Origin of the sequence: Microbispora sp. H10830, assembly GCF_014161375.1 — a bacterium.
GTDB lineage: Bacteria > Actinomycetota > Actinomycetes > Streptosporangiales > Streptosporangiaceae > Microbispora > Microbispora catharanthi.
Genome location: NZ_JABBWX010000004.1, coordinates 416,131 through 434,654, shown reverse-complemented (window position 1 = coordinate 434,654; position 18,524 = coordinate 416,131). Strand labels below are relative to the sequence as shown.

Sequence of the window (18,524 nt, the reverse complement as noted above, 5' to 3'; positions counted from 1 at the left end):
CGGCCTCCGGGTCGGCCCCGGCCCCGTCCGAATCAGCCCCGACCCGAACCAGCACCGACGCCTTTCGCGTCAGCCGCAGTGTGACCACGCGCTGCTCCAGGCGGCGGTGCCGTAGCCGCCGCCCCAGATGACGCACTTGCCCTTGGCCGGCAGCCGGATCGGCCCGGCGTAGGTCGTGTAGCTGCCGGAGTCGGTCTTCGACGAGCCGTTCTGGACCTTGAGCACCGCGCTCATCTTGATCTTTCCGGGCACGACGTACTTCGACATGGTGATCACGCAGTTGTAGCCGTTGGACGCGTTGTAGAGCAGGTACGTCGTCGCCTGCCCGTAGGAGTGCGAGTCGACGACGGCGTAGCCGCCGCCGCACACGCCCTTGGCGGTGTACGGGTTGGGCTTGGGCGCCGCGGTCTGCGTCGGGGTGGCCTTCGCCGTCGTGCTGGGCTTGGGTGCCGTCGTGGTCTTCGCCGGAGCCGGGGTGGTCTTCGCGGGCGCCGGCGTGGTGACCTTGGGAGTGGGCTTGACCTGGGTCGGGACCGGGTGGGAGGGCGACGGCTGTGCCTGGCGGGTGCGCGTGGGGGAGGCGGCCGGCTTCGGCCCCACGCTCGGCCGGCGTGCCGAGGGATTCGGCGAGGGCTTCCTGTCTTTCGGCCGCACGGGGTTGGTGACCAGATCGGACGGCTGCGGGATGGGCACGTCGTCGTCCTGGGACTGCGTCACCATGGGCGTCACCGTGGGCGACGCGGTGGGACCGAGGGGGTCCTCCGAGGAGATCTGCTGGGCGGACACCCACGTCGGCACGAGGAAGGCCGCCGCCGCGAGGACCGACACCCCGAGACCGGCCGCTGTCCACGTCAGCACCGGCCGCCGCGGTCGCGACCCGTCGGGGCCGGGCCCGCGCCGTGCGGGCCGTACGGGCGGTGCGGGCGGCGTGGGCGCTCCGGCGCCCTGCGGCCCCGGTGCGGGCGCGTGCGGGCCCGGCGCATGCGGCCCGGGCGCCGGCGCGGCGCCCTGCGGTCCCGGCATGGGGGCATGCGGTGCGGCGCCGTGCGGTCCCGGCCCGGGTGCCTGCGGCCCGGCCGCTGCGGCGGGCCGTACGGGCACGGTGGGCTGCCCGGTGAGCCGCGCGACCACGTCCTCGGCCGAGGGGCGCAGCGCGGGGTCCTTCGACAGGCACGCGGCGACGATGTCCCGCAGGGGCGCCGCGAGGTCGCCCAGGTCGGGCTGCGCGTGCAGGATCCGGGTGATCACCGAGGGGATCGAGTCCGCTCCGAAGGCGGGCCTGCCGGTGGCGGCGAACACCATCGTGACGCCCCAGGCGAACATGTCGGCGGACGCGCCCGCCGTGCCGCCGGAGAGCACCTCGGGGGCCAGGTAGGCGGGTGTGCCGATGGACGCGCCGGTCGCGGTGGACTGGGGCGAGTCGGGCGCCCTGGCCACCCCGAAGTCGATGACGACCGGGCCCTCGGGGCCCATCAGCACGTTGGCCGGCTTGAAGTCGCGATGGGTGATGCCCGCCCGGTGGATGGCGGCCAGCGCCGTCGCCGTGCTGATGGCGAGCCGTTCGAGCGCGGCGCCCCTGCGCGGGCCCTCCCGGTCGACGAGCTGCCGCAGCGACGGCCCGGACACGAACTCGCTGACGATGAACGGCTGGTTGCCCGCGAGGTCGGCGTACAGGACGGGGGCCGTGCAGAAGGGCGCGACCCGCTGCGCCAGCGCGACCTCGCGCAGGAACCGCTCCCGTGCCTCGGGATCGGCCGTCAGCCGGGTGTGCAGCAACTTGACCGCGACCTGCTCGCCCGCCGGGCCGCGCCCGAGGAAGACGATCCCCTGGCCGCCCTCCCCGAGCCGGTCGACGAGCGTGAACGGGCCCAGGCGGTCGGGATCCCCAGCCTCTAACGCCACCATCGCCCCCGATTAACACGCAACATGACAATGGGACCAAACGCTACCAGTGGTCAGATCGCCTTACCGGGGTTGAGGATGTTCAGCGGGTCGAACACCTGCTTGATGCCCTGGTGCAGTTCGGCCGCCACCGGGCCGGTCTCCAGGCCGAGCCAGCGCTTCTTCAGCAGGCCCACGCCGTGCTCGCCGGTGAGCGTCCCGCCGAGGTCGAGGGCGGCGCGGAAGACCTCGTCGGCCGCGGTCCAGACCTCCTCCGGCGGCTCGGCGAGGCCGCGGTCGAACACGAACACCGGGTGCACGTTGCCGTCCCCCGCGTGGGCGACCGTCGCGATCATCACGCCGTGCCGGGCCGCGACCTCCTCGATCGTGGTGATCATCTCGGGAAGCACGGAGCGGGGCACGCACACGTCCTCCACCAGGCACTGGCCCAGCCGCTCCTTGGCCTGGTAGGCCAGGCGCCTGATGCCGATGAGCTCGGCGGCCTCCTCCGGCGTGGACGACACCGCGACGAACGACGCGGCCCCGCACAGCGCCGCCATCTCGTCGGCCGAGCCCTCCGCCTGGGCGATGAGCATCGCCCTGGTGGACGGCTCCAGCCCGATGTTCTTCCAGTCGTCGATGGCCTGCAGGGTCGTGCGGTCCATCAGTTCGAGCATCGACGGCTGGCAGCCCGCGGCGACGATCGCCGACACGGCCGCCGCGGCGTCGCGCAGCGAGGTGAACTCGGCGGCGACCGTGGCCATCTCGCGCGGCGCCCGCCGCAGCCGCACGGTCGCCGCGGTGATCACGCCGAGCGTGCCCTCCGAGCCGACGAACAGGCCGGTCAGGTCGTAGCCGGTCACGCCCTTCATCGTCCGGCGGCCGGTGTTCAGCACCCGCCCGTCCGCCAGCACGACCTCGAGCCCGAGCGTGGAGTCGCGGGTCACGCCGTACTTCACGCACCGCAGGCCGCCCGCGTTGGTCGCCAGGTTGCCGCCGATGGTCGAGATCTCGTACGACGAGGGGTCGGGGGCGTACATCAGGCCGTGCTCGCGGGCCGCCCGGTCGAGGTCGGCGGTGATGACGCCGGGCTCCACGACCGCGATCTCGTCCTGCGGCGACAGTTCGCGGATCGCCGTCATCCGCGCGAGGGACAGGACGACGCAGCCGTCGACGGCCGTCGCCCCGCCGGCGAGCCCGGTGCCCGCGCCGCGCGGGACCACCGGCACGCGGTGCTCGCTCGCCCAGCGCATCGTGGTCACGACGTCGTCGCGCGACTGCGCGAGCACCACGCCGAGCGGCCTGCCCGGCGGCACGAACGTGCGGTCCCTGGCGTACGAGTCCATGACGTCGGGATCGGTGAGGACTCGCCCGTCCGGCAGCGCCGCGGCGAGCGCGGAGGTCAGCTCGTTCACGTCTGGACTTTACGGCACGGTTCGGTATCGGGTCTCATCCGGAATTATTAACGGTTTTAGGTACAGATCACATTTTGACAACCATACCGGTTGCCTCTTTACCCCCCCTTTACCCCCTCGTTTAAGGTCCCGCATGCGCGCTCATCCCGGCGCGCCGTGCATGGGTGTCCGGGGAACCCGGACGGGAAGGGATCTCGTTGTCCAGAAGAATCCGGCGTCTCGCCGCGATCGTGCCCGCGCTCGGGCTGGCGGCAGGAGGTCTGGCCGCGGCCGGTGCGGCTGCGGCGCCCACGGCGGGCTACCAGCCCTCCGCCAAGGACCACTACATCAACTACGCGCCGCCGCGTGTGCAGGGCGACTTCACCACCACCGAGGAGAAGGTCCCGGCCAAGGGCGCCAAGCGCACCGCGGCCCTGGCGCAGGCCGTCGACCACAAGTTCGCGAGCGGCAACCCGGTCGCGGCACGGGTGCTGGCCAAGCACGAGAAGCAGGCGATCAGAACCGGGAAGAACCCCTTCGACTTCATCTACAAGAAGGCGAAGACGACCCGCACCGCCAAGCTCCTCACGCTGCTGGTCGAGTTCAACGACCAGGCCAACGACGACTTCTCCGGCTGGTCCCACCCGAAGACGATCGACGACGTCGACGACTGCGTCACCGAGCCGCCGGGCACCAAGCTGAACGGCCCGCTGCACAACAAGATCCCCGACCCCGCGACCGCCGGCGGTGGGGGCAAGGACAACAACTCCATGTGGGTGGCCGACTTCAACACGGCCCACTACAACAACATGCTCTACAGCTCGAAGGGGATCACGACCCGGGTCCGCCCGGACCTGACCGACCCCCGGGACGGCAAGAAGGGCATCGACATCTCCGGCTCCACCATGAAGAACATGTACGAGGAGATGTCGAAGGGCGCCTACACCGTCACCGGCGAGGCCGTCGGCTGGATCAAGGTCCCGCACTCCGAGGCGTGGTACGGCGCGGGCAAGTGCCACACCTACCCGCAGGACATGACCGGTCACCCGGACAACCCGCGCGGCGCCGCCCAGCTCGCGGTCGACGCGGTCGACGCGCTCGTGAAGTCGAACCCGAACTTCCCGTGGGCGGACTACGACGTGGAGGACACCTCCGACGCCGACGGCGACGGCAACTACGACGAGCCCGACGGCGTCGTCGACCACCTCGTGCTGATCCACGCCGGTGAGGACAAGTCGGGCGGCGGCGGCGCCGAGGGCACGCTCGCCCTGTGGGCCCACTCCAGCGACGTGGCCGGCGGCTACACGGTCCCGGGCACGAGCGTGAAGATCTCCAACTACATCCTGCAGCCGGAGGACTCCGGCGTGGGTGTGTTCGCCCACGAGTACGGCCACGACCTCGGCCTGCCGGACCTGTACGACACCACCGGCGAAGGCGACTCCGACGTCGACTTCTGGGACCTGATGTCGAGCGGCTCGCACTCCGGGCCGATCTTCCAGTCCCTGCCCACCCACATGGGCCTGTGGGACAAGTGGGTGCTCGGCTGGGCCAACCCCAAGGTCATCGAGCCGGGCGGCAAGAACCAGCTCGTGGCGGTCGGCCAGACCTCGCGTACGCCGAAGGGCACCGAGGACGGCGTCCGGATCAACCTGCCGGACAAGCTGAACATCATGTCCACCCCGCACAGCGGGGCGAACCTGTGGTGGTCCAACAGCGACCAGGACTGGGCCGACAACAAGCTGACCAGGACGGTCGACGTCCCGGCCGGGTCGGACGTGAAGTTCCGGTGGTGGAGCGACTGGGACATCGAGGCCGACTGGGACTACGGCTTCTTCGAGGTCTCCGCCGACGGCGGCGCCACCTGGACCGAGCAGAAGGTCTTCAACGAGGACGGCAGCCTCGCCAGCACCGGCGACGACTACACCGACCCCAACGGCCGCCTCAAGGACTACGGCGGCAAGAAGTACGGCATGACCGGGGTGAGCGACGGCTGGCAGCACCTGTACGTCGACCTCGCGCCGTTCGCGGGCAAGTCCGTCCAGATCCGCCTGCGTTACGCCACGGACGCGGCGTCCGTGCACCGCGGCTGGTTCAACGACGACTTCTCGCTGACCAACGGCGCCACCGCGGTCTGGACCGACGACGTCGAGGGCGGCGCCAACGGCTGGACGGCCACCAAGGGCACGTTCACCGACACCAGCGGCGCCGGCTGGGTCATCCACTCCGGTCAGGAGCAGGCGGCGCAGTACTACCTGGCCGAGTGGCGCAACTTCGACGGGTTCGACAAGGGCCTGCAGTACGCCTACGACACGACCTGGCTGCGCGACGGCGCGTGGAAGGTCGAGAAGGTCAAGTACAACGCCCCCGGCCTGCTCGTGTGGTACCGCGACACCTCGGTGGCCAACAACGACGTCTCGGGCCGCACGTTCGACCTGCCGTCGGTGGGCCCGAAGGGCGAGCTGCTCATCGTGGACTCGCACTTCGACCCGCTGCGCCGTACGGGTGCGGCGGCGGAGAAGGACCCGTCGGTCCTGAAGAACCTCCCGTCCCGTCCGCAGTCGTCCAACGCGGCGTTCAACTTCGCCGGCACCTACCCGTTCAAGGAGTGCGTCGAGGGCGAGCCGTTCACGGAGTACTGCACCTCGTTCGGCAAGCAGGCCGCGGTGACGACGTTCACGGACGCCAAGGGCTGGTACCCCGGTCTGGAGGTCCGCGACGGCAGCCTCTACTACCGCCAGCGTGACTCCTCTGCGGTCGTCCCGTCCAAGGACAACCAGCCGTACTCGACCAGGATCGTCCACGCGGACGGCACCCCGGCGACGGAGCTGTACGGCACCGACCTCGGCGACGGCGTCATCCTCGGCACCGGCAACCCCGGCGACGAGAGCAAGCAGCTCGGCGTGCAGATCAAGCTGATCAGCCCGCTGCCGGCCAACATGGGCGCGATCGTCCAGGTCACTCCGGCCAAGAAGTAACCGCCACCGGGTTGTGAAACCCCGTGGTCCCCGTGCCCGGCCGCCGTCCGCTCCGGACGGCAGCCGGGCACACTCGTGCCCGGGGCGCGCGCCCGGCCGCGGCGGCCCCTAGCATGTGACCGTGCGGAGCAAGGCGGAGCATACGGCGGCCATTCACCGGGAGCGGAAGGCCGCCGTCGTCGTGAACACCAAGTCCCGGCGGGGCCGCCGCCACTACGCCGAGGTGCTGCGGCTGCTGAAGGAGCGGGACTTCCGGCTCACCGGCGTCCACCCCGTGACCGACCCCTCGCGGCTGCGCGACATCCTGACCCGCGCGCTCGACTCCGGCCCCGACCTGCTCGTCGTCGGCGGCGGCGACGGCACGCTGAGCAGCTCGGTCAGGCACGTGGCGGGCCGCGACGTCGCCCTCGGCGTGCTGCCGCTGGGCACCACCAACAACTTCGCCCGCAGCCTGGGGCTGCCGCTCGACCTGGCCGGGGCGGTCGGCGTGTTCACCGAGGGCAAGGTGGCCGACATCGACCTCGGGATCTGCGGCGACCGGCCCTTCGCCAACCTCGCGAGCTTCGGCGTCTCGGTCGAGGTGGCGGGCACCGTGAAGCCGTGGCTCAAGCGGATGCTCGGCCGGGCGGCCTACCCGCTGACCGCGATCACGATCCTGCCGAGGCACCGGCCGTTCCGCGCCTACATCACGGTGGACGGCAAGCGCCATGAGCTGCTGACCCACCAGCTCAACATCGCCAACGGCCGCTTCCACGGCGGCTGGCAGATCGCCAGGGACGTCAGCATCGACAACCGCAAGCTGGTGGCCTACCAGCTCGGCTCCGGCAAGCGGCTGCGCCTGCTCGGGGAGACCCTTGTGCGGGCGACCACCGGCAGGTGGACCAGCCTCGCGGGCGGGCCGTTCGTGACCGGCCAGGAGATGCTGCTGGAGACCGACCCGCCGATGGCGGCCGACATCGACGGCGAGGTGCGGCTGCGCACCCCGCTCGTGCTCAGGACCATCCCGAACGGCGTCCGGGTGATGGTTCCGCAGAGCTTCGAGGACACCTGATCCCTACTCGTTCTCCTCGGCCGCGAGAGTCCGGTACGCGGGCCGCAGCAGGTCGAGGAGCGGGATGTGCCTGGCCTTGACCTGCGGCGGGTCCAGCGCGCGCAGCAGCAGGTCGGGAGGCGACCCGGGATCGGCCGGCGGGCCGAGGCGGGCCGGTGAGGCGCCGGACTCGTAGAAGTCGCCGATCCGCTCGGCGAACGGAACGTCGGCCACCTCGAGCAGCCCGGGTATGCCGCCGCCAGGCCCGCCCTGAACGAGGCCACCCTGAACGCCGCCGCCGTGGCCGCCTCCGCCGGTGGCGCGGAGGGCGTCGAGCAGCGCCTCCCTGCCCATGCCCCGCCAGGCCAGCACCAGGAACGGGTCGCCGTCGAACGCCTCGGCCAGCAGGTAGAGCACGGCCGACAGATGCTTGCACGGGAAGCCCCAGTCGGGACAGGAGCAGGCCATGTCCAGGCCGCGCTCGCCGGGGAACAGCGGAAGCCCGCACCCGGAGAAGACGTCCTCGATCTCCGGCGGCATCTCCCCGGCGAGCAGCTTGGCCCGGTGGAGGGCCTGCGCGGCGAGCGCCTCGACCAGCCCCGCCCACTCCCGCGCGCCGTACGCCGTGATCCGCACGCTCACGTCGTAGGGCTCCGGGCGCGAGCCCTGCACCCGGGCCTTCACCAGGCCGGGACCGAGGTCGAGGTCGAGCACCTGGCCCCGTCGCGCGTAGGCCCGCCCCCGGCTCAGCCTGCCCGCGTCGCAGACGCGCTCCAGGATGTCGATGAACCGCCGCGACCACCACTGCTCGCCGATGGAGCCCCGCTTCGAGCGCGCCTTGATGCCGCCCTCGACCCTGATGGGCCGCGCGGCCTCGAACCAGCCGTCCCGCCCGACCGGCATTCAGCTCACCGCCTCGGGGGACAGGCGGAACAGCTCGCGCAGCTCCGCCGTGGACAGCCCGGCGATCCAGTCCTCGCCCGTCCCGACGACGCTTTCGGCCAGGGCCTTCTTGCGCTCGATCATCTCGTCGATCCGCTCCTCCAGGGTCCCCGCGCAGATGAACTTCCTGACCTGCACGTTGCGGGTCTGGCCGATGCGGAACGCCCGGTCGGTGGCCTGGTTCTCCACGGCCGGGTTCCACCACCGGTCCACGTGCACGACGTGGTTGGCGGCGGTGAGGTTGAGCCCGGTGCCGGCGGCCTTGAGCGACAGCAGGAAGATCATCGGCTCGTCCTCGGTCTGGAACCGCTCCACCAGCGCGTCGCGCGTCTTCTTCGGCAGCCCGCCGTGCAGCCACAGCACCGGGCGGTCGAGGCGGGCCGCCAGATAGGGCTGCAGCATCGAGCCGAACTCGGCGTACTGCGTGAAGACCAGCGCCTTGTCGCCCTCGCTGAGGATCTCCTCGGCCAGCTCCTCCAGCCGGGCCAGCTTCCCCGACCGGCCGGTCAGCCGGGAGCCGTCCTTGAGCAGGTGGGCGGGGTGATTGCAGACCTGCTTGAGCCTGGTCATCGCGGCCAGGACGTTTCCGCGCCGCTCGATGCCCTCGCTGCCGGCGATCCTGTCCATCATGTCCTCGACCACCGCCTGGTAGAGGCTCGCCTGCTCAGGGGTGAGCGTGCACCAGACCTTCATCTCCATCTTGTCCGGCAGGTCGGAGATGATCGTTTTATCGGTCTTCAGGCGCCGGAGCACGAACGGGCCGGTGGCCCGCTTGAGCGCGGTCGTGGCCACCTCGTCGCCCCGCCGTTCGATCGGCTCCTGGTAGCGGTCGCGGAAGGCCCTCGCCGATCCGAGCAGGCCGGGATTGCAGAACTCCATGATCGACCACAGCTCGGCCAGATGGTTCTCGACCGGGGTGCCGGTCAGCGCCAGCCTCGTCCGCGCCGGGAGCGAGCGCACCGCCTGGGCCTGCCGGGCGGCGGCGTTCTTGATGGCCTGGGCCTCGTCACAGACGATCCGGGCCCAGCTGAACCGGGCCAGAGCGTCCCGGTCGCGCAACGCAGTGCCGTACGTCGTGAGGACGAGGTCGGCCACGCCGACCCGCTCGGCCAGCTCCTCGCCGCGCAGGCGGCCCGTGCCGTGATGGAGGTAGACGTCCAGGGAGGGCGCGAAGCGGGCGGCCTCCTTCTGCCAGTTGCTGAGCAGCGACATCGGGCACACCAGTAGCGTCACCCCGGCCCGCTCGCCCGACTCGCGCTCGTCCACGAGCAATGAAAGGGTTTGGGCAGTTTTGCCCAAGCCCATGTCGTCCGCGAGGATGCCGCCGAGTCCGATCTGCGACATGAAGCTGAGCCAGGCAAGGCCGCGTTCCTGGTAGGGCCGCAGCGTGCCGTGGAAGGCGGCCGGGGTCGCCACGGGTTCGAGACGGCGGTCGGCCTCGCCGGACAGCAGGTCGCCGAGCAGGCCGTCGGCGTCCACCTCGACGAGCGGCAACTCGTCGTCCCCGCCGTGGACGACCTCCTGGATGACCTCGCCGATCGTCATCCGGCCCGAACCGCGGCGCTCCACCGCCTTGAGCGCGGCCCCGAGCTGCCGGGCGTCCAGCTCGACCCACTGCCCCCGCAGCCGGACCAGTGGCACCTTGAGCCGGGCCAGCTCGGCCAGCTCCGCCTCGCTGATCGTCTCGTCGCCGACGGCCAGCTCGGCCCGGAAGTCCACGAGCTGCGCCAGCCCGAACCCCTGGTCGGCGGCGGCGCCGGGTCCGGAGCGGGACCGTGCGGTGAGCTTCAGGCCGAGCCGGGTGCGCCCCGCCCACGCGGGCAGCTGCACGCCGAACCCGGCCGACTGGAGGAGGGGCGCGGCGTGCCGGAGGAAATGGAAGGCCCCCTCCACGTCGAGGCCGACGTGCGTCGGCCGAACCTCCCGGAGCGCGTGGTCGATCGTCGGATAGAGACGCGCCGCCCGGCCAAGGCCGGCGAGCAGCGTCTCGTCCGGTCGCCCGGGAAGGCCGGGCATGCTCTCGCCCGCCCAGACGAGGGGAGCGGGCACGTAGAGGCTCGGGTCCTCGGCCGACTGGAGGGCGAACTCCACCCGCCACGCCCCTGCGCCCGCCTCGTGTCCGGGCTGCTCCTCGGCCAGGAGGGGCTCGACGAGGCGGAAGCACACCTTGACCGGGCCGTCGAGCTGGTGGGCCGCCCTGAACCAGTCCTCCAGCGGCCGGGCCAGCGCCTCCGCCTCCTCCCGGCGCGCGCCGGGGAGGGCCGCGGTGTCTCCTGTGAGCGCCACCGTCCACCGGTCGGCCAGGGGACTGCGCGGCCCGGGCCGGTGCCCGCCGAGCAGGCGCTCCGGCAGCGCCTGCCGTACGGCGGCATCGGCGAGACCCGCCAGCGCCTCGATCAGCACATGGGCGGACGGCCGCTCTTCTCCCACGGCTCGGCAGGCCGGCGGCATGGCGGCGGCGAGCTCGCGGACGCGGTCGGCGTGCGCGCCGGTCAACACCGGCCGCCAGCGCGCCGCGTAGCCGCCGTCCTCGGCGACGAGCTGGGGCAGCACCCGGCCGCGCCGCACCAGGTCACGGGCGTGGGCGGCGACGACCGTGAGATAGCGCAGGGACGGCCCGGCGGCGGGCGGCGGCTCGAACGCCCCTGTCAGCAGCCGCAGCGCGGGCCCCGGCTCGACCAGCAGCGCGGGCACCCGCCACGGGCTGATCCTCGCCCGGCGCGCGGTGATCCGCAGACCGGTCTCCGGCGAGGGAAGGGGACTCGTCGCCGAACTCGGCAGCAGCAGCACCGCCTCGCCGGACACGGCCTTGCCCGCCGCCTCGGCCGCGGCGTCCCCCCAGCGCGGCAGCTCCGCGGCGAGGGTGCTCGCCGGAGCGGCGAACGGGTGAGGGCGCACCTCGGCGCGGGAGGCCACCGGCTCCGCGCCGGCCGTCTCCTCCGCCCAGAGCACGAGTCTCCCGCCGTTCCAGGCGGCGTGGATCACGATCACGCCGTTTCCCTCACCTGGAGTGCGAGCCGCCCGCCGTCGCAGGCCGCGTGGATCACGAACACGCCGTCTCCTCCCGCCAATTCGGAACGCTAGCAGCGGAAACAAGGCTCCCGAGCATCACTCGGTGGGCGGGAGCCGTACGGCCGTGTAGCGGCGCAGGTCGTCCTCGCCGAGTGGAGCTCCGGGGAGGGGCGACTCCGCATCGGCGCGCAGGCCGGCCAGCACGATCTCCACCACGCGCCCCATGGCCTGCTCGTCGTGCATGCCCGGCGGCGTGTACACATTCAGGGTCATCAGCAGGGCGAAGTCGCCGGGGCCCACGTCGGCGCGCAGCACGCCGTCCGCCCGCGCCTGCTCGATCATCGCGAGCACCGCGGCGATCACCCGCTGCCGGATCTCGTGCAGGTCGGCGCCGGCGCGGATCCGCTGGTGCAGGTGGGGGTCGAGCTTCGCGGCGAGCACTCCGACCCGCAGGGCGACGGCGCCGCGCAGGAAGCGGCACAGCGCGTGCCAGGCGTCCGGTTCCTCCCGCCGGGCGGTCTCCGCCAGGCCGGCGAGGCGGCGCAGGGTCTCCTCGCCGACGGCGCGCAGCAACGCGTCGCGGTCGGGGAAGCGGCGGTAGAGCGTGCCGACGCCCACGCCGGCCCGGCGGGCGACCTCCTCCAGCGGCACGTCGACGCCCTGCTCCAGGAACAGCTCCTGGGCCGCGGCGACGATCAGGTCCCGGTTGCGGCGCGCGTCGGCGCGCAGCCCCTTCTCCACTGCAACCTCACGAGGGATCTGGACGATTTTCCTCCGGTTAGGATACCGTCGCTTATGCGGAGGAAATTCTTCCGGTTAGGGGTGCGTGATGAGCACAGCGCTGATCTCGGGGGCCGGGATCGCGGGCCCGACGCTGGCCTACTGGCTGGCGAGGCACGGATTCCGGGTCACGGTCGTGGAACGCGGGGGAAAGCCCCGGTCCAGCGGCAACCCGGTGGACGTCAGAGGGCCGGCCGTCACGGTCGCGGAACGAATGGGCGTCATGCCCCGGCTGCGCCGGGCCGCCACCGGCACGACGGGGGTCAGCTTCGTCGACGCGGCGGGCAGGCGGGTCGGCCGGATGGACATGCGCGCCGTGCAGCGGCCGGACGAGGTCGAGGTGCCGCGCGGCGACCTCGCGTCGATCCTGTACGAGGCGAGCCGCGACCACGCCGAGTTCCTCTTCGACGACTCCATCACGGCGCTCGGCCAGGACGGGCACGGGGTGGACGTCGCCTTCGAGCGCGCCGCCCCCCGCCGCTTCGACCTGGTGATCGGAGCCGACGGCCTGCACTCGGTGACGCGGCGCCTGACGTTCGGCCAGGAGACGGGGACGCCGCAGAGCGGGCTCGTGCGCCACATGGGCCTGTACGTCGCGACCACGCCGCTCCCCGACGGGGCGGCCGGAGCGGGCCGGGACATTCTCATGCACAACACACCCGGCAAGGCGATCGCCGTCAACCCCCGGCCCGCGGGCGCGTTCTTCCTCTACCGCAGCCCGGCGGCGCCGGGGTTCGACCACCGCGACACCGAGCAGCACAGGCGGATGCTGATCGACGCCTTCGCGGACGTGTCCTGGCGGGCGCCGGAACTGCTCGACCACGTACGCACCGCCGGCGACCTCTACTTCGACTCCGTCAGCCAGGTGCGCCTGCCCCGGTGGTGGAAGGGCCGCGTCGCGCTCCTCGGCGACGCCGCGTCCTGCGTGTCGCTGTTCGGGGACGGTTCCACCCTGGCCATGGCGGGGGCGTTCACCCTCGCCGAGGCACTGGCCGCCCACTCCGGCGACCCCGCGGCGGCCTTCCTGCGATACGAGGCGGCGCACCGGCGCCTGGTGGACCCCAAGCAGCGCAACGTCGCGCAGGCGTCGGCACTTCTCGCTCCCGCCACGCGAGGCGGCATACTCGCCAGGAACCTGGCCACCCGCCTGTGGCCCGCCGTGGCCGCCGCCACACGGCTCAAGCACGCTCTCGCGTGGTGAGCGAGGGCGTGGTGCCGGTAGCGGACTCGGCCGGCCACCCAGGTCGCGGTCACCGGCGCCGGCCCGCGCGTCGTCCCCTCAGAGGCCGGACGTCCGCCAGGTGGCGCCGGTCGCGGTGACGGCGAAGGCCTCGTAGCCGTCCAGCTCCTCCACCCACTCCCGGGCGGCGCCGCCCATGGCGAAGGCGCCGGTGGCGTACGCGTCGGCCAGGGCGAGGTCCGGCCCGATCACCGTCACCGAGGCCAGTTCGGTGGCGGGCCGGCCGGTGTGGGGGTCGATGACGTGCGCCCCGCGCTCCGCGGTGCCCGAGGTCGCCACGGCGAGGTCGTTGCCCGACACCACGGCGGCGAGGTCTCCCGGACGGAGCGGGTGGGCGACGCCGACTCGCCAGGAGCGGCCGGGGCCCGCCGAGCCGGACAGCCGCACGTCCCCGCCGCCGTTCACGCAGTGGTCCGGCGCGCCCGCCTCCCGCAGCAGGGCGGAGGCCCGTTCGACCGCCCAGCCCTTGACGATGGCCGAGGGGTCGAGCCGGCCCCCGGGGTAGGCCGTGAAGTATCCGCGGGACCGGTCGCTCACCGATTCGCACATGCGGAGGATGCCGGCCACCTCCGGCGGGCAGTCGGCCAGGGTGATCTCGCCCCGGCCCAGCCTGCTGACCGGGCTGTCCGGCTTGTAGGTCGAGAAGACCTCGTCGACGTGGTGCAGCCACGCCACCGCCTCCGCGACGTACGGCTCGACGTCGGAGTGACGCCCGTCGAAGTGGCGTACGTCGAAGGAGAAAACGGTGCCCATGACGTGCTCGACGTGGCGTGTCACAAGCCGGCCTTGTCGAGCGCGCTCTGCAGGGAGCGGATGTAGCCCTCGCTGGTGTAGGTGGCGCCGGAGACCGTGTCGATCTGGGCGGACTGCGCCGTCAGCGCCTCCTCGTTGAGGATCGGCAGGGCCTCGTTGTTGATCCTGATGTCGCGGTGGTTGTTCGCCGGGGCGTCGAGCACCTTGATGCCGGCCATCTTCCCACCGGAGATCACGATCGCCACCTGCACCGGTCCCCAGCGGGTGTCGGCGGAGTCGCCGGTGAGGGTCTGCCCGCCGTTGGTGACACCCGCGGTGGCGCCCTGCCCGGTCCAGGATCCCGTGGGGTTCGAGGAACCGGCGGCACCGGCGGCACCGGAGGCACCCGAGGCGCCGGGGGAACCGGCGGCACCGGAGGAGCTCCCGCCGAAGCGGTCCCCGTCCCCGTCGCCGAACTCGTCGTGGTCGTCGTCGTGGTCGCGGTCACGGCCGAAGAAGCCGTCGCCGGAGCCCTCCCCGTTCCCGTCCGTCGCCCCGGCGTCGCCCTGGGTGACGGCGGCCGGACGCTCGGCGAGCGAGGTCACCTCGTGCGGTTTGAAGGACAGCAGCAGCACGAGACCGACGGCGGTCGCGAGCACGGCCAGTATTGCTCTGCGCATGGCACTTCCAATCCGGATGGTCAGAACTCGAACGACTCGTGGTGGATGCGGCGCTTCGGCACCCCGGCGGCCCGCAGGGCGGCGGTGACGGCGCTCGTCATCTCGGCCGGACCGCAGACGTACGCCTCGTGGCGGGGCAGGTGCGGCACCAGCCCGGCGAGCGTCGCGGGGGTGAACGGGTCGCCGATCGCGGCCCGGGGGCCGACGCAGTAGTGCAGGGTCGCGCCGCGCGCCCTGGCGATCTCCTCGAGCTCGGCGCGGAACACCAGGTCCCGTTCGTCGCGCGCACGGTAGAGGAGGGTCAGGTCGCCGGAGGCGGCCGGCACCGACTCGAACAGCGCGCGCAGCGGCGTGATGCCGACGCCGCCCGCGACGAGCAGCACCCTGCGCGCCCGGCGCCCGCTCGCGGTGAACGCGCCGTACGGCCCCTCGGCGAGCACCCGGGTGCCGGGCCGGAGACCGGCGAGAGAGCGGCTCTGGTCGCCCAGGTCCTTCACCGTGATCCGCATCTCGCTCGCACCGGGCGGGGCGGACAGCGAGTACGGGTTGGGGGACCACCACAGGTGCCTGGTCAGGAACCGCCAGCGGAAGAACTGGCCGGGCTCGGCCCGCAGCCGGTCCAGGCGCCGTCCGGTCACGTACACGGAGACGATCCCCGGAGCCTCGGGCACCACCCGGGAGACCCTCAGGCGGTGCCGCACGGCCAGCCGCACGGGCGTGAGAAAGCGATACCACGCGATCAGCGCCGCGACGCCCAAGTAGAGGACGTACCAGGAGGTGCGGGCGACCGGGGCCACGGCGAACTCCGCGCCCGTGGCGAGCTGGTGCCCGAAGGCCAGCCACGCGGCCAGATAGGTGTAGAAGTGCAGGTGGAACCACGTCTCGTAGCGCAGCTTCGGGCGGATCCTACGGGCGGAGACGACACCGACGCCCACCAGGAGCAGCAGCGCGACGGTGGCCTTCAGCACGTCGGGATAGGTGAGGTTCAGCGTCACCGTCTCGCTCACCACGTCGGTGCGGTCGGTCAGCGCGTAACCCCAGATGATCAGCAGCATGTGCGCCACCGTCAGACCGACGACGTAGCGGCCGCCCATGGAGTGCCACCGGGCGAGCCGGTCGGAGCCGACACCGCGCTCCAGCGCGGGGACCCGGGCCATCAGCGCCAGCAGCACGGCGATCGCGTATCCGGCGAGCAGCCCGGTGATGCGCCCCGCGTTCGTCAGCCAGTCGTCGAAGCCCGCGACGCTGGGCGTGTTCGCCCACCACATGCCGACGACCGCGACCACGCCCGCGGCGATGAGCGCCAGGACGGCCTCGGGGCGGGCCCGCACGCCCCGTCGCGGCGGACGCGCGTGCCCGGTCGTCGCCGATGTCCCCGGGAAAGTGGTGGTCACGGCTGCCTCCTCGTCGTCATCACGCGACCCACCGTGCCAACCGAACCTCTTGTTTTCCTATGAACCGGGGCACCTGCGGACCATTCATAGGATTCTCTGAGGCGGCTCACAGGGTAGGCCCGGTGAGCGGGGAGGACCCTGTAGGCATCATGCGTAAGACTTCGAACGACCAGCCCGGACTGGTCCGCCCCGACGGAACCCCCGTACGCGTCCTCGTGGTCGACGACGAACCGGACCTCGTCGAGGTCCTCGCGGCGGTGCTGAAGTACGAGGGATGGGAGGTGCGCACGGCGGGCGACGGGACGTCGGCCGTGCAGGAGGCGCGGGAGTTCCAGCCCGACGCGGTGCTGCTGGACGTGATGCTGCCCGACTTCGACGGGCTGGAGGTGCTGCGCCGCCTGCGCGCCGAGGCCCCGGACGTGTGCGTGCTGTTCCTGACCGCGCGCGACGCGGTGGAGGACCGCATCGCGGGCATCACGGCGGGCGGGGACGACTACGTGACCAAACCGTTCAGCCTGGAGGAGGTGCTCGCCCGGCTGCGCGGGCTGCTGCGCCGCGCCGGCATGGCGCGCAGCGCCGAGGGCGACCGGCTGGTGGTGGGCGATCTGGTGATGGACGAGGACGCCCGCGAGGTGACCCGGGACGGGGAGCTGGTCGATCTCACGCCGACCGAGTTCGAGCTGCTGCGCTTCCTCATGCGCAACCCCCGGCGCGTGCTGAGCAAGGCGCAGATCCTCGACCGCGTCTGGTCGTACGACTTCGGCGGGCAGGCGCACGTGGTCGAGCTGTACATCAGCTACCTGCGCAAGAAGATCGACGCCGGCCGCAGGCCGCTGATCCACACGGTGCGGGGCGTGGGATACGTCCTGCGGCCGTGACCGCGCCGCCGTGACCGGCTCGCCGCGCCAGGCGGTGCCGCCCGAGACAGCGCCGCGCGAGACAGCGCCGCGCAGGCCGGTGCCGCGTACGCGCCGCCGCCTGCTTCGCCTGGTGCCGACGACGCTGCGGGCCCGCCTGGTGGTGGGCACGCTGGTGCTGCTCGTGCTCGCCTGCGCGGCGGCCGGGGCGGCCTCGTCCCTCCTGCTCGAACGCTTCATGGTCGAGCGAGTGGACCAGCAGCTGTCCGTGACGGCCGGGCGGTTCGCGGCGAGCCTGGCCCACGAGGAGCGCGAGCACGGGTATCCGCGCAATCCGTACGGCGAGCGCGGCGACTCGCGCGGCCAGGCCCCCGGCACGCTGGGCGTCCTCGTCCGGGACGGCCAGGTGGGCGAGCCGGCGGTGGTGGGCCGGGCCGACCCGGTCCTGTCCGCGGCGGACCAGAGGTTGCTGGCCGCCGTCCCAGCCGACGGGCTCGGGCACACGGTGGACATGTCCTCGGGCGGACTCGACGACTACCGGGTGATGGCCGTGGAGAACGACGACGGGGAGCTCCTCGTCACCGGCCTGCCCCTGGACGACGTGCGTGACACCGTGCAGCGCCTGCAGATGGCCGAGATCGGGGTGTTCGCCGTCGTCGTGCTCGTCACCGGTATCGCCGGGGCTGTCTGGGTGCGGCTGTCGCTGCGCCCGCTGGACCGGGTCGCGGCCACGGCCCGGCGCGTGGCCCGCCTGCCGCTGGCCGACGGCGAGGTGGAGCTGCCCGAGGGGGTGCCCGACGAGGACCCCCGCACCGAGATCGGCCAGGTGGGGGAGGCGTTCAACCGCATGCTCGGCCACGTGGGGCGGGCCCTCGCCCACCGCCACGCCAGCGAGCAGCGGATGCGCACCTTCGCCGCCGACGCCAGCCACGAACTGCGCACCCCGCTCGCCACCGTCCGCGCCCACGTCCAGCTCGCCCGGCGCGACGAGCGGGCCGTCCCCGGCGCCGTGCGGCACGCCCTGGAACGCATCGACGCCGAGTCGGCCCGCATGGGCACGCTCGTGGACGACCTGCTGCTGCTCACCCGGCTCGACGCCGGCCGCCCGCTGGCGCGCGAGGTGGTCGACCTGACCCGCCTGGCCATCGACGCCACCGGCGACGCCCGCGCCTACGGGCCCGACCACCGCTGGAGGCTCGATCTGCCCGAGGAGCCGGTCACCGTGCCCGGGGACCCCGACCGGCTTCACCAGGTGGTGGCCAACCTGCTGGGCAACGCCCGCGCGCACACCCCGCCCGGCACGACGGTGACCGTGGCCCTGCGTGTGCCCGGCCCGGACAAGGTGGAGCTGACCGTGACCGACGACGGCCCCGGCATCCCCGAGGACCTGCAGGGCGAGATCTTCGAGCGGTTCGTCCGCGCCGACAAGGCCCGCACCCGGGCCTCGGGCGGCAGCGGCCTGGGGCTCGCGATCGTCAAGGCGGTGGTGGCCGCGCACGGCGGCACCGTCGACGTCGAGAGCCGTCCCGGCCGTACGGCGTTCCGGGTCATCCTGCCCGCCGGGCCTGTGCCGTCGGACAAGGCGCTTCTCGGTTGATCCTGACCCG

At 72.8% G+C, this 18,524-nt stretch carries 13 protein-coding genes; 5 read left to right on the top strand and 8 right to left on the bottom strand.

Going from position 1 to position 18,524, the window contains the following annotated elements:
* Positions 1-69 precede the first annotated feature (69 nt).
* Together HHX35_RS43395 and HHX35_RS14385 are read right to left on the bottom strand one after the other, a co-directional pair.
* Positions 70-1,905 (bottom strand): serine/threonine-protein kinase, encoded by a 1,836-nt coding sequence (locus HHX35_RS43395; protein ID WP_182899304.1) that lies wholly within the window; start codon positions 1,903-1,905, stop codon positions 70-72.
* A 50-nt stretch (positions 1,906-1,955) separates the two neighbouring features.
* On the bottom strand, positions 1,956-3,296 hold the full coding sequence (locus tag HHX35_RS14385) for an FAD-binding oxidoreductase (RefSeq protein ID WP_396780101.1): 1,341 nt from the start codon (positions 3,294-3,296) through the stop codon (positions 1,956-1,958).
* Between the two features lie 197 nt (positions 3,297-3,493).
* Between HHX35_RS14385 and HHX35_RS14380 the strand changes: the two genes are divergently transcribed.
* Positions 3,494-6,250 carry an immune inhibitor A domain-containing protein gene (locus HHX35_RS14380; protein WP_182899303.1) on the top strand — a complete coding sequence of 919 codons (2,757 nt, stop codon included), beginning with the start codon at positions 3,494-3,496 and terminating at the stop codon, positions 6,248-6,250.
* 121 nt (positions 6,251-6,371) lie between these two features.
* The gene (locus HHX35_RS14375) at positions 6,372-7,301 is read left to right on the top strand and encodes a diacylglycerol kinase family protein (RefSeq protein ID WP_182899302.1); all 930 of its coding nucleotides are present in this window, start codon (positions 6,372-6,374) and stop codon (positions 7,299-7,301) included.
* A 3-nt stretch (positions 7,302-7,304) separates the two neighbouring features.
* Here the strand turns inward: HHX35_RS14375 and HHX35_RS14370 are convergent, their stop codons facing one another.
* The 3 genes from HHX35_RS14370 to HHX35_RS14360 all read right to left on the bottom strand — a co-directional run bounded on the left by HHX35_RS14370 (position 7,305) and on the right by HHX35_RS14360 (position 11,975).
* Positions 7,305-8,183, bottom strand: a complete 879-nt coding sequence (locus HHX35_RS14370) for an SWIM zinc finger family protein (protein WP_182899301.1) — start codon at positions 8,181-8,183, stop codon at positions 7,305-7,307.
* A complete protein-coding gene (locus HHX35_RS14365; protein ID WP_182899300.1) occupies positions 8,184-11,213 on the bottom strand; it encodes a DEAD/DEAH box helicase in 3,030 nt (1,009 codons plus the stop codon). It abuts the gene before it with no gap.
* A 117-nt stretch (positions 11,214-11,330) separates the two neighbouring features.
* Entirely contained in the window at positions 11,331-11,975 is a 645-nt protein-coding gene (locus HHX35_RS14360) for a TetR/AcrR family transcriptional regulator (protein ID WP_182899299.1), read from the bottom strand.
* A gap of 88 nt (positions 11,976-12,063) precedes the next feature.
* Here HHX35_RS14360 and HHX35_RS14355 point away from each other — a divergent pair, with 88 nt between their 5' ends.
* The gene (locus tag HHX35_RS14355) at positions 12,064-13,215 is read left to right on the top strand and encodes an FAD-dependent monooxygenase (protein ID WP_182899298.1); all 1,152 of its coding nucleotides are present in this window, start codon (positions 12,064-12,066) and stop codon (positions 13,213-13,215) included.
* A 78-nt stretch (positions 13,216-13,293) separates the two neighbouring features.
* Here the strand turns inward: HHX35_RS14355 and HHX35_RS14350 are convergent, their stop codons facing one another.
* The 3 genes from HHX35_RS14350 to HHX35_RS14340 are packed head-to-tail and all read right to left on the bottom strand — an operon-like array spanning position 13,294 to position 16,060.
* Complete coding sequence (locus HHX35_RS14350) at positions 13,294-14,031, bottom strand: FAD:protein FMN transferase (RefSeq protein WP_310739088.1); 738 nt, start codon at positions 14,029-14,031, stop codon at positions 13,294-13,296.
* Positions 14,028-14,666, bottom strand: coding sequence for an FMN-binding protein (locus tag HHX35_RS14345; protein WP_182899297.1), 639 nt, complete (start codon positions 14,664-14,666; stop codon positions 14,028-14,030). The genes HHX35_RS14350 and HHX35_RS14345 overlap by 4 nt, the downstream gene beginning before the upstream one ends.
* Positions 14,667-14,686: 20 nt before the next feature.
* A complete protein-coding gene (locus tag HHX35_RS14340; protein ID WP_182899296.1) occupies positions 14,687-16,060 on the bottom strand; it encodes a ferric reductase-like transmembrane domain-containing protein in 1,374 nt (457 codons plus the stop codon).
* Positions 16,061-16,209: 149 nt separating this feature from the next.
* On the opposite strand from HHX35_RS14340, the gene HHX35_RS14335 reads away from it, so the two are divergent.
* Complete coding sequence (locus tag HHX35_RS14335) at positions 16,210-16,938, top strand: response regulator transcription factor (protein ID WP_139574907.1); 729 nt, start codon at positions 16,210-16,212, stop codon at positions 16,936-16,938.
* A gap of 10 nt (positions 16,939-16,948) precedes the next feature.
* Positions 16,949-18,514 carry a HAMP domain-containing sensor histidine kinase gene (locus HHX35_RS14330; protein WP_310739087.1) on the top strand — a complete coding sequence of 522 codons (1,566 nt, stop codon included), beginning with the start codon at positions 16,949-16,951 and terminating at the stop codon, positions 18,512-18,514.
* The last annotated feature ends 10 nt before the right edge of the window (positions 18,515-18,524 follow it).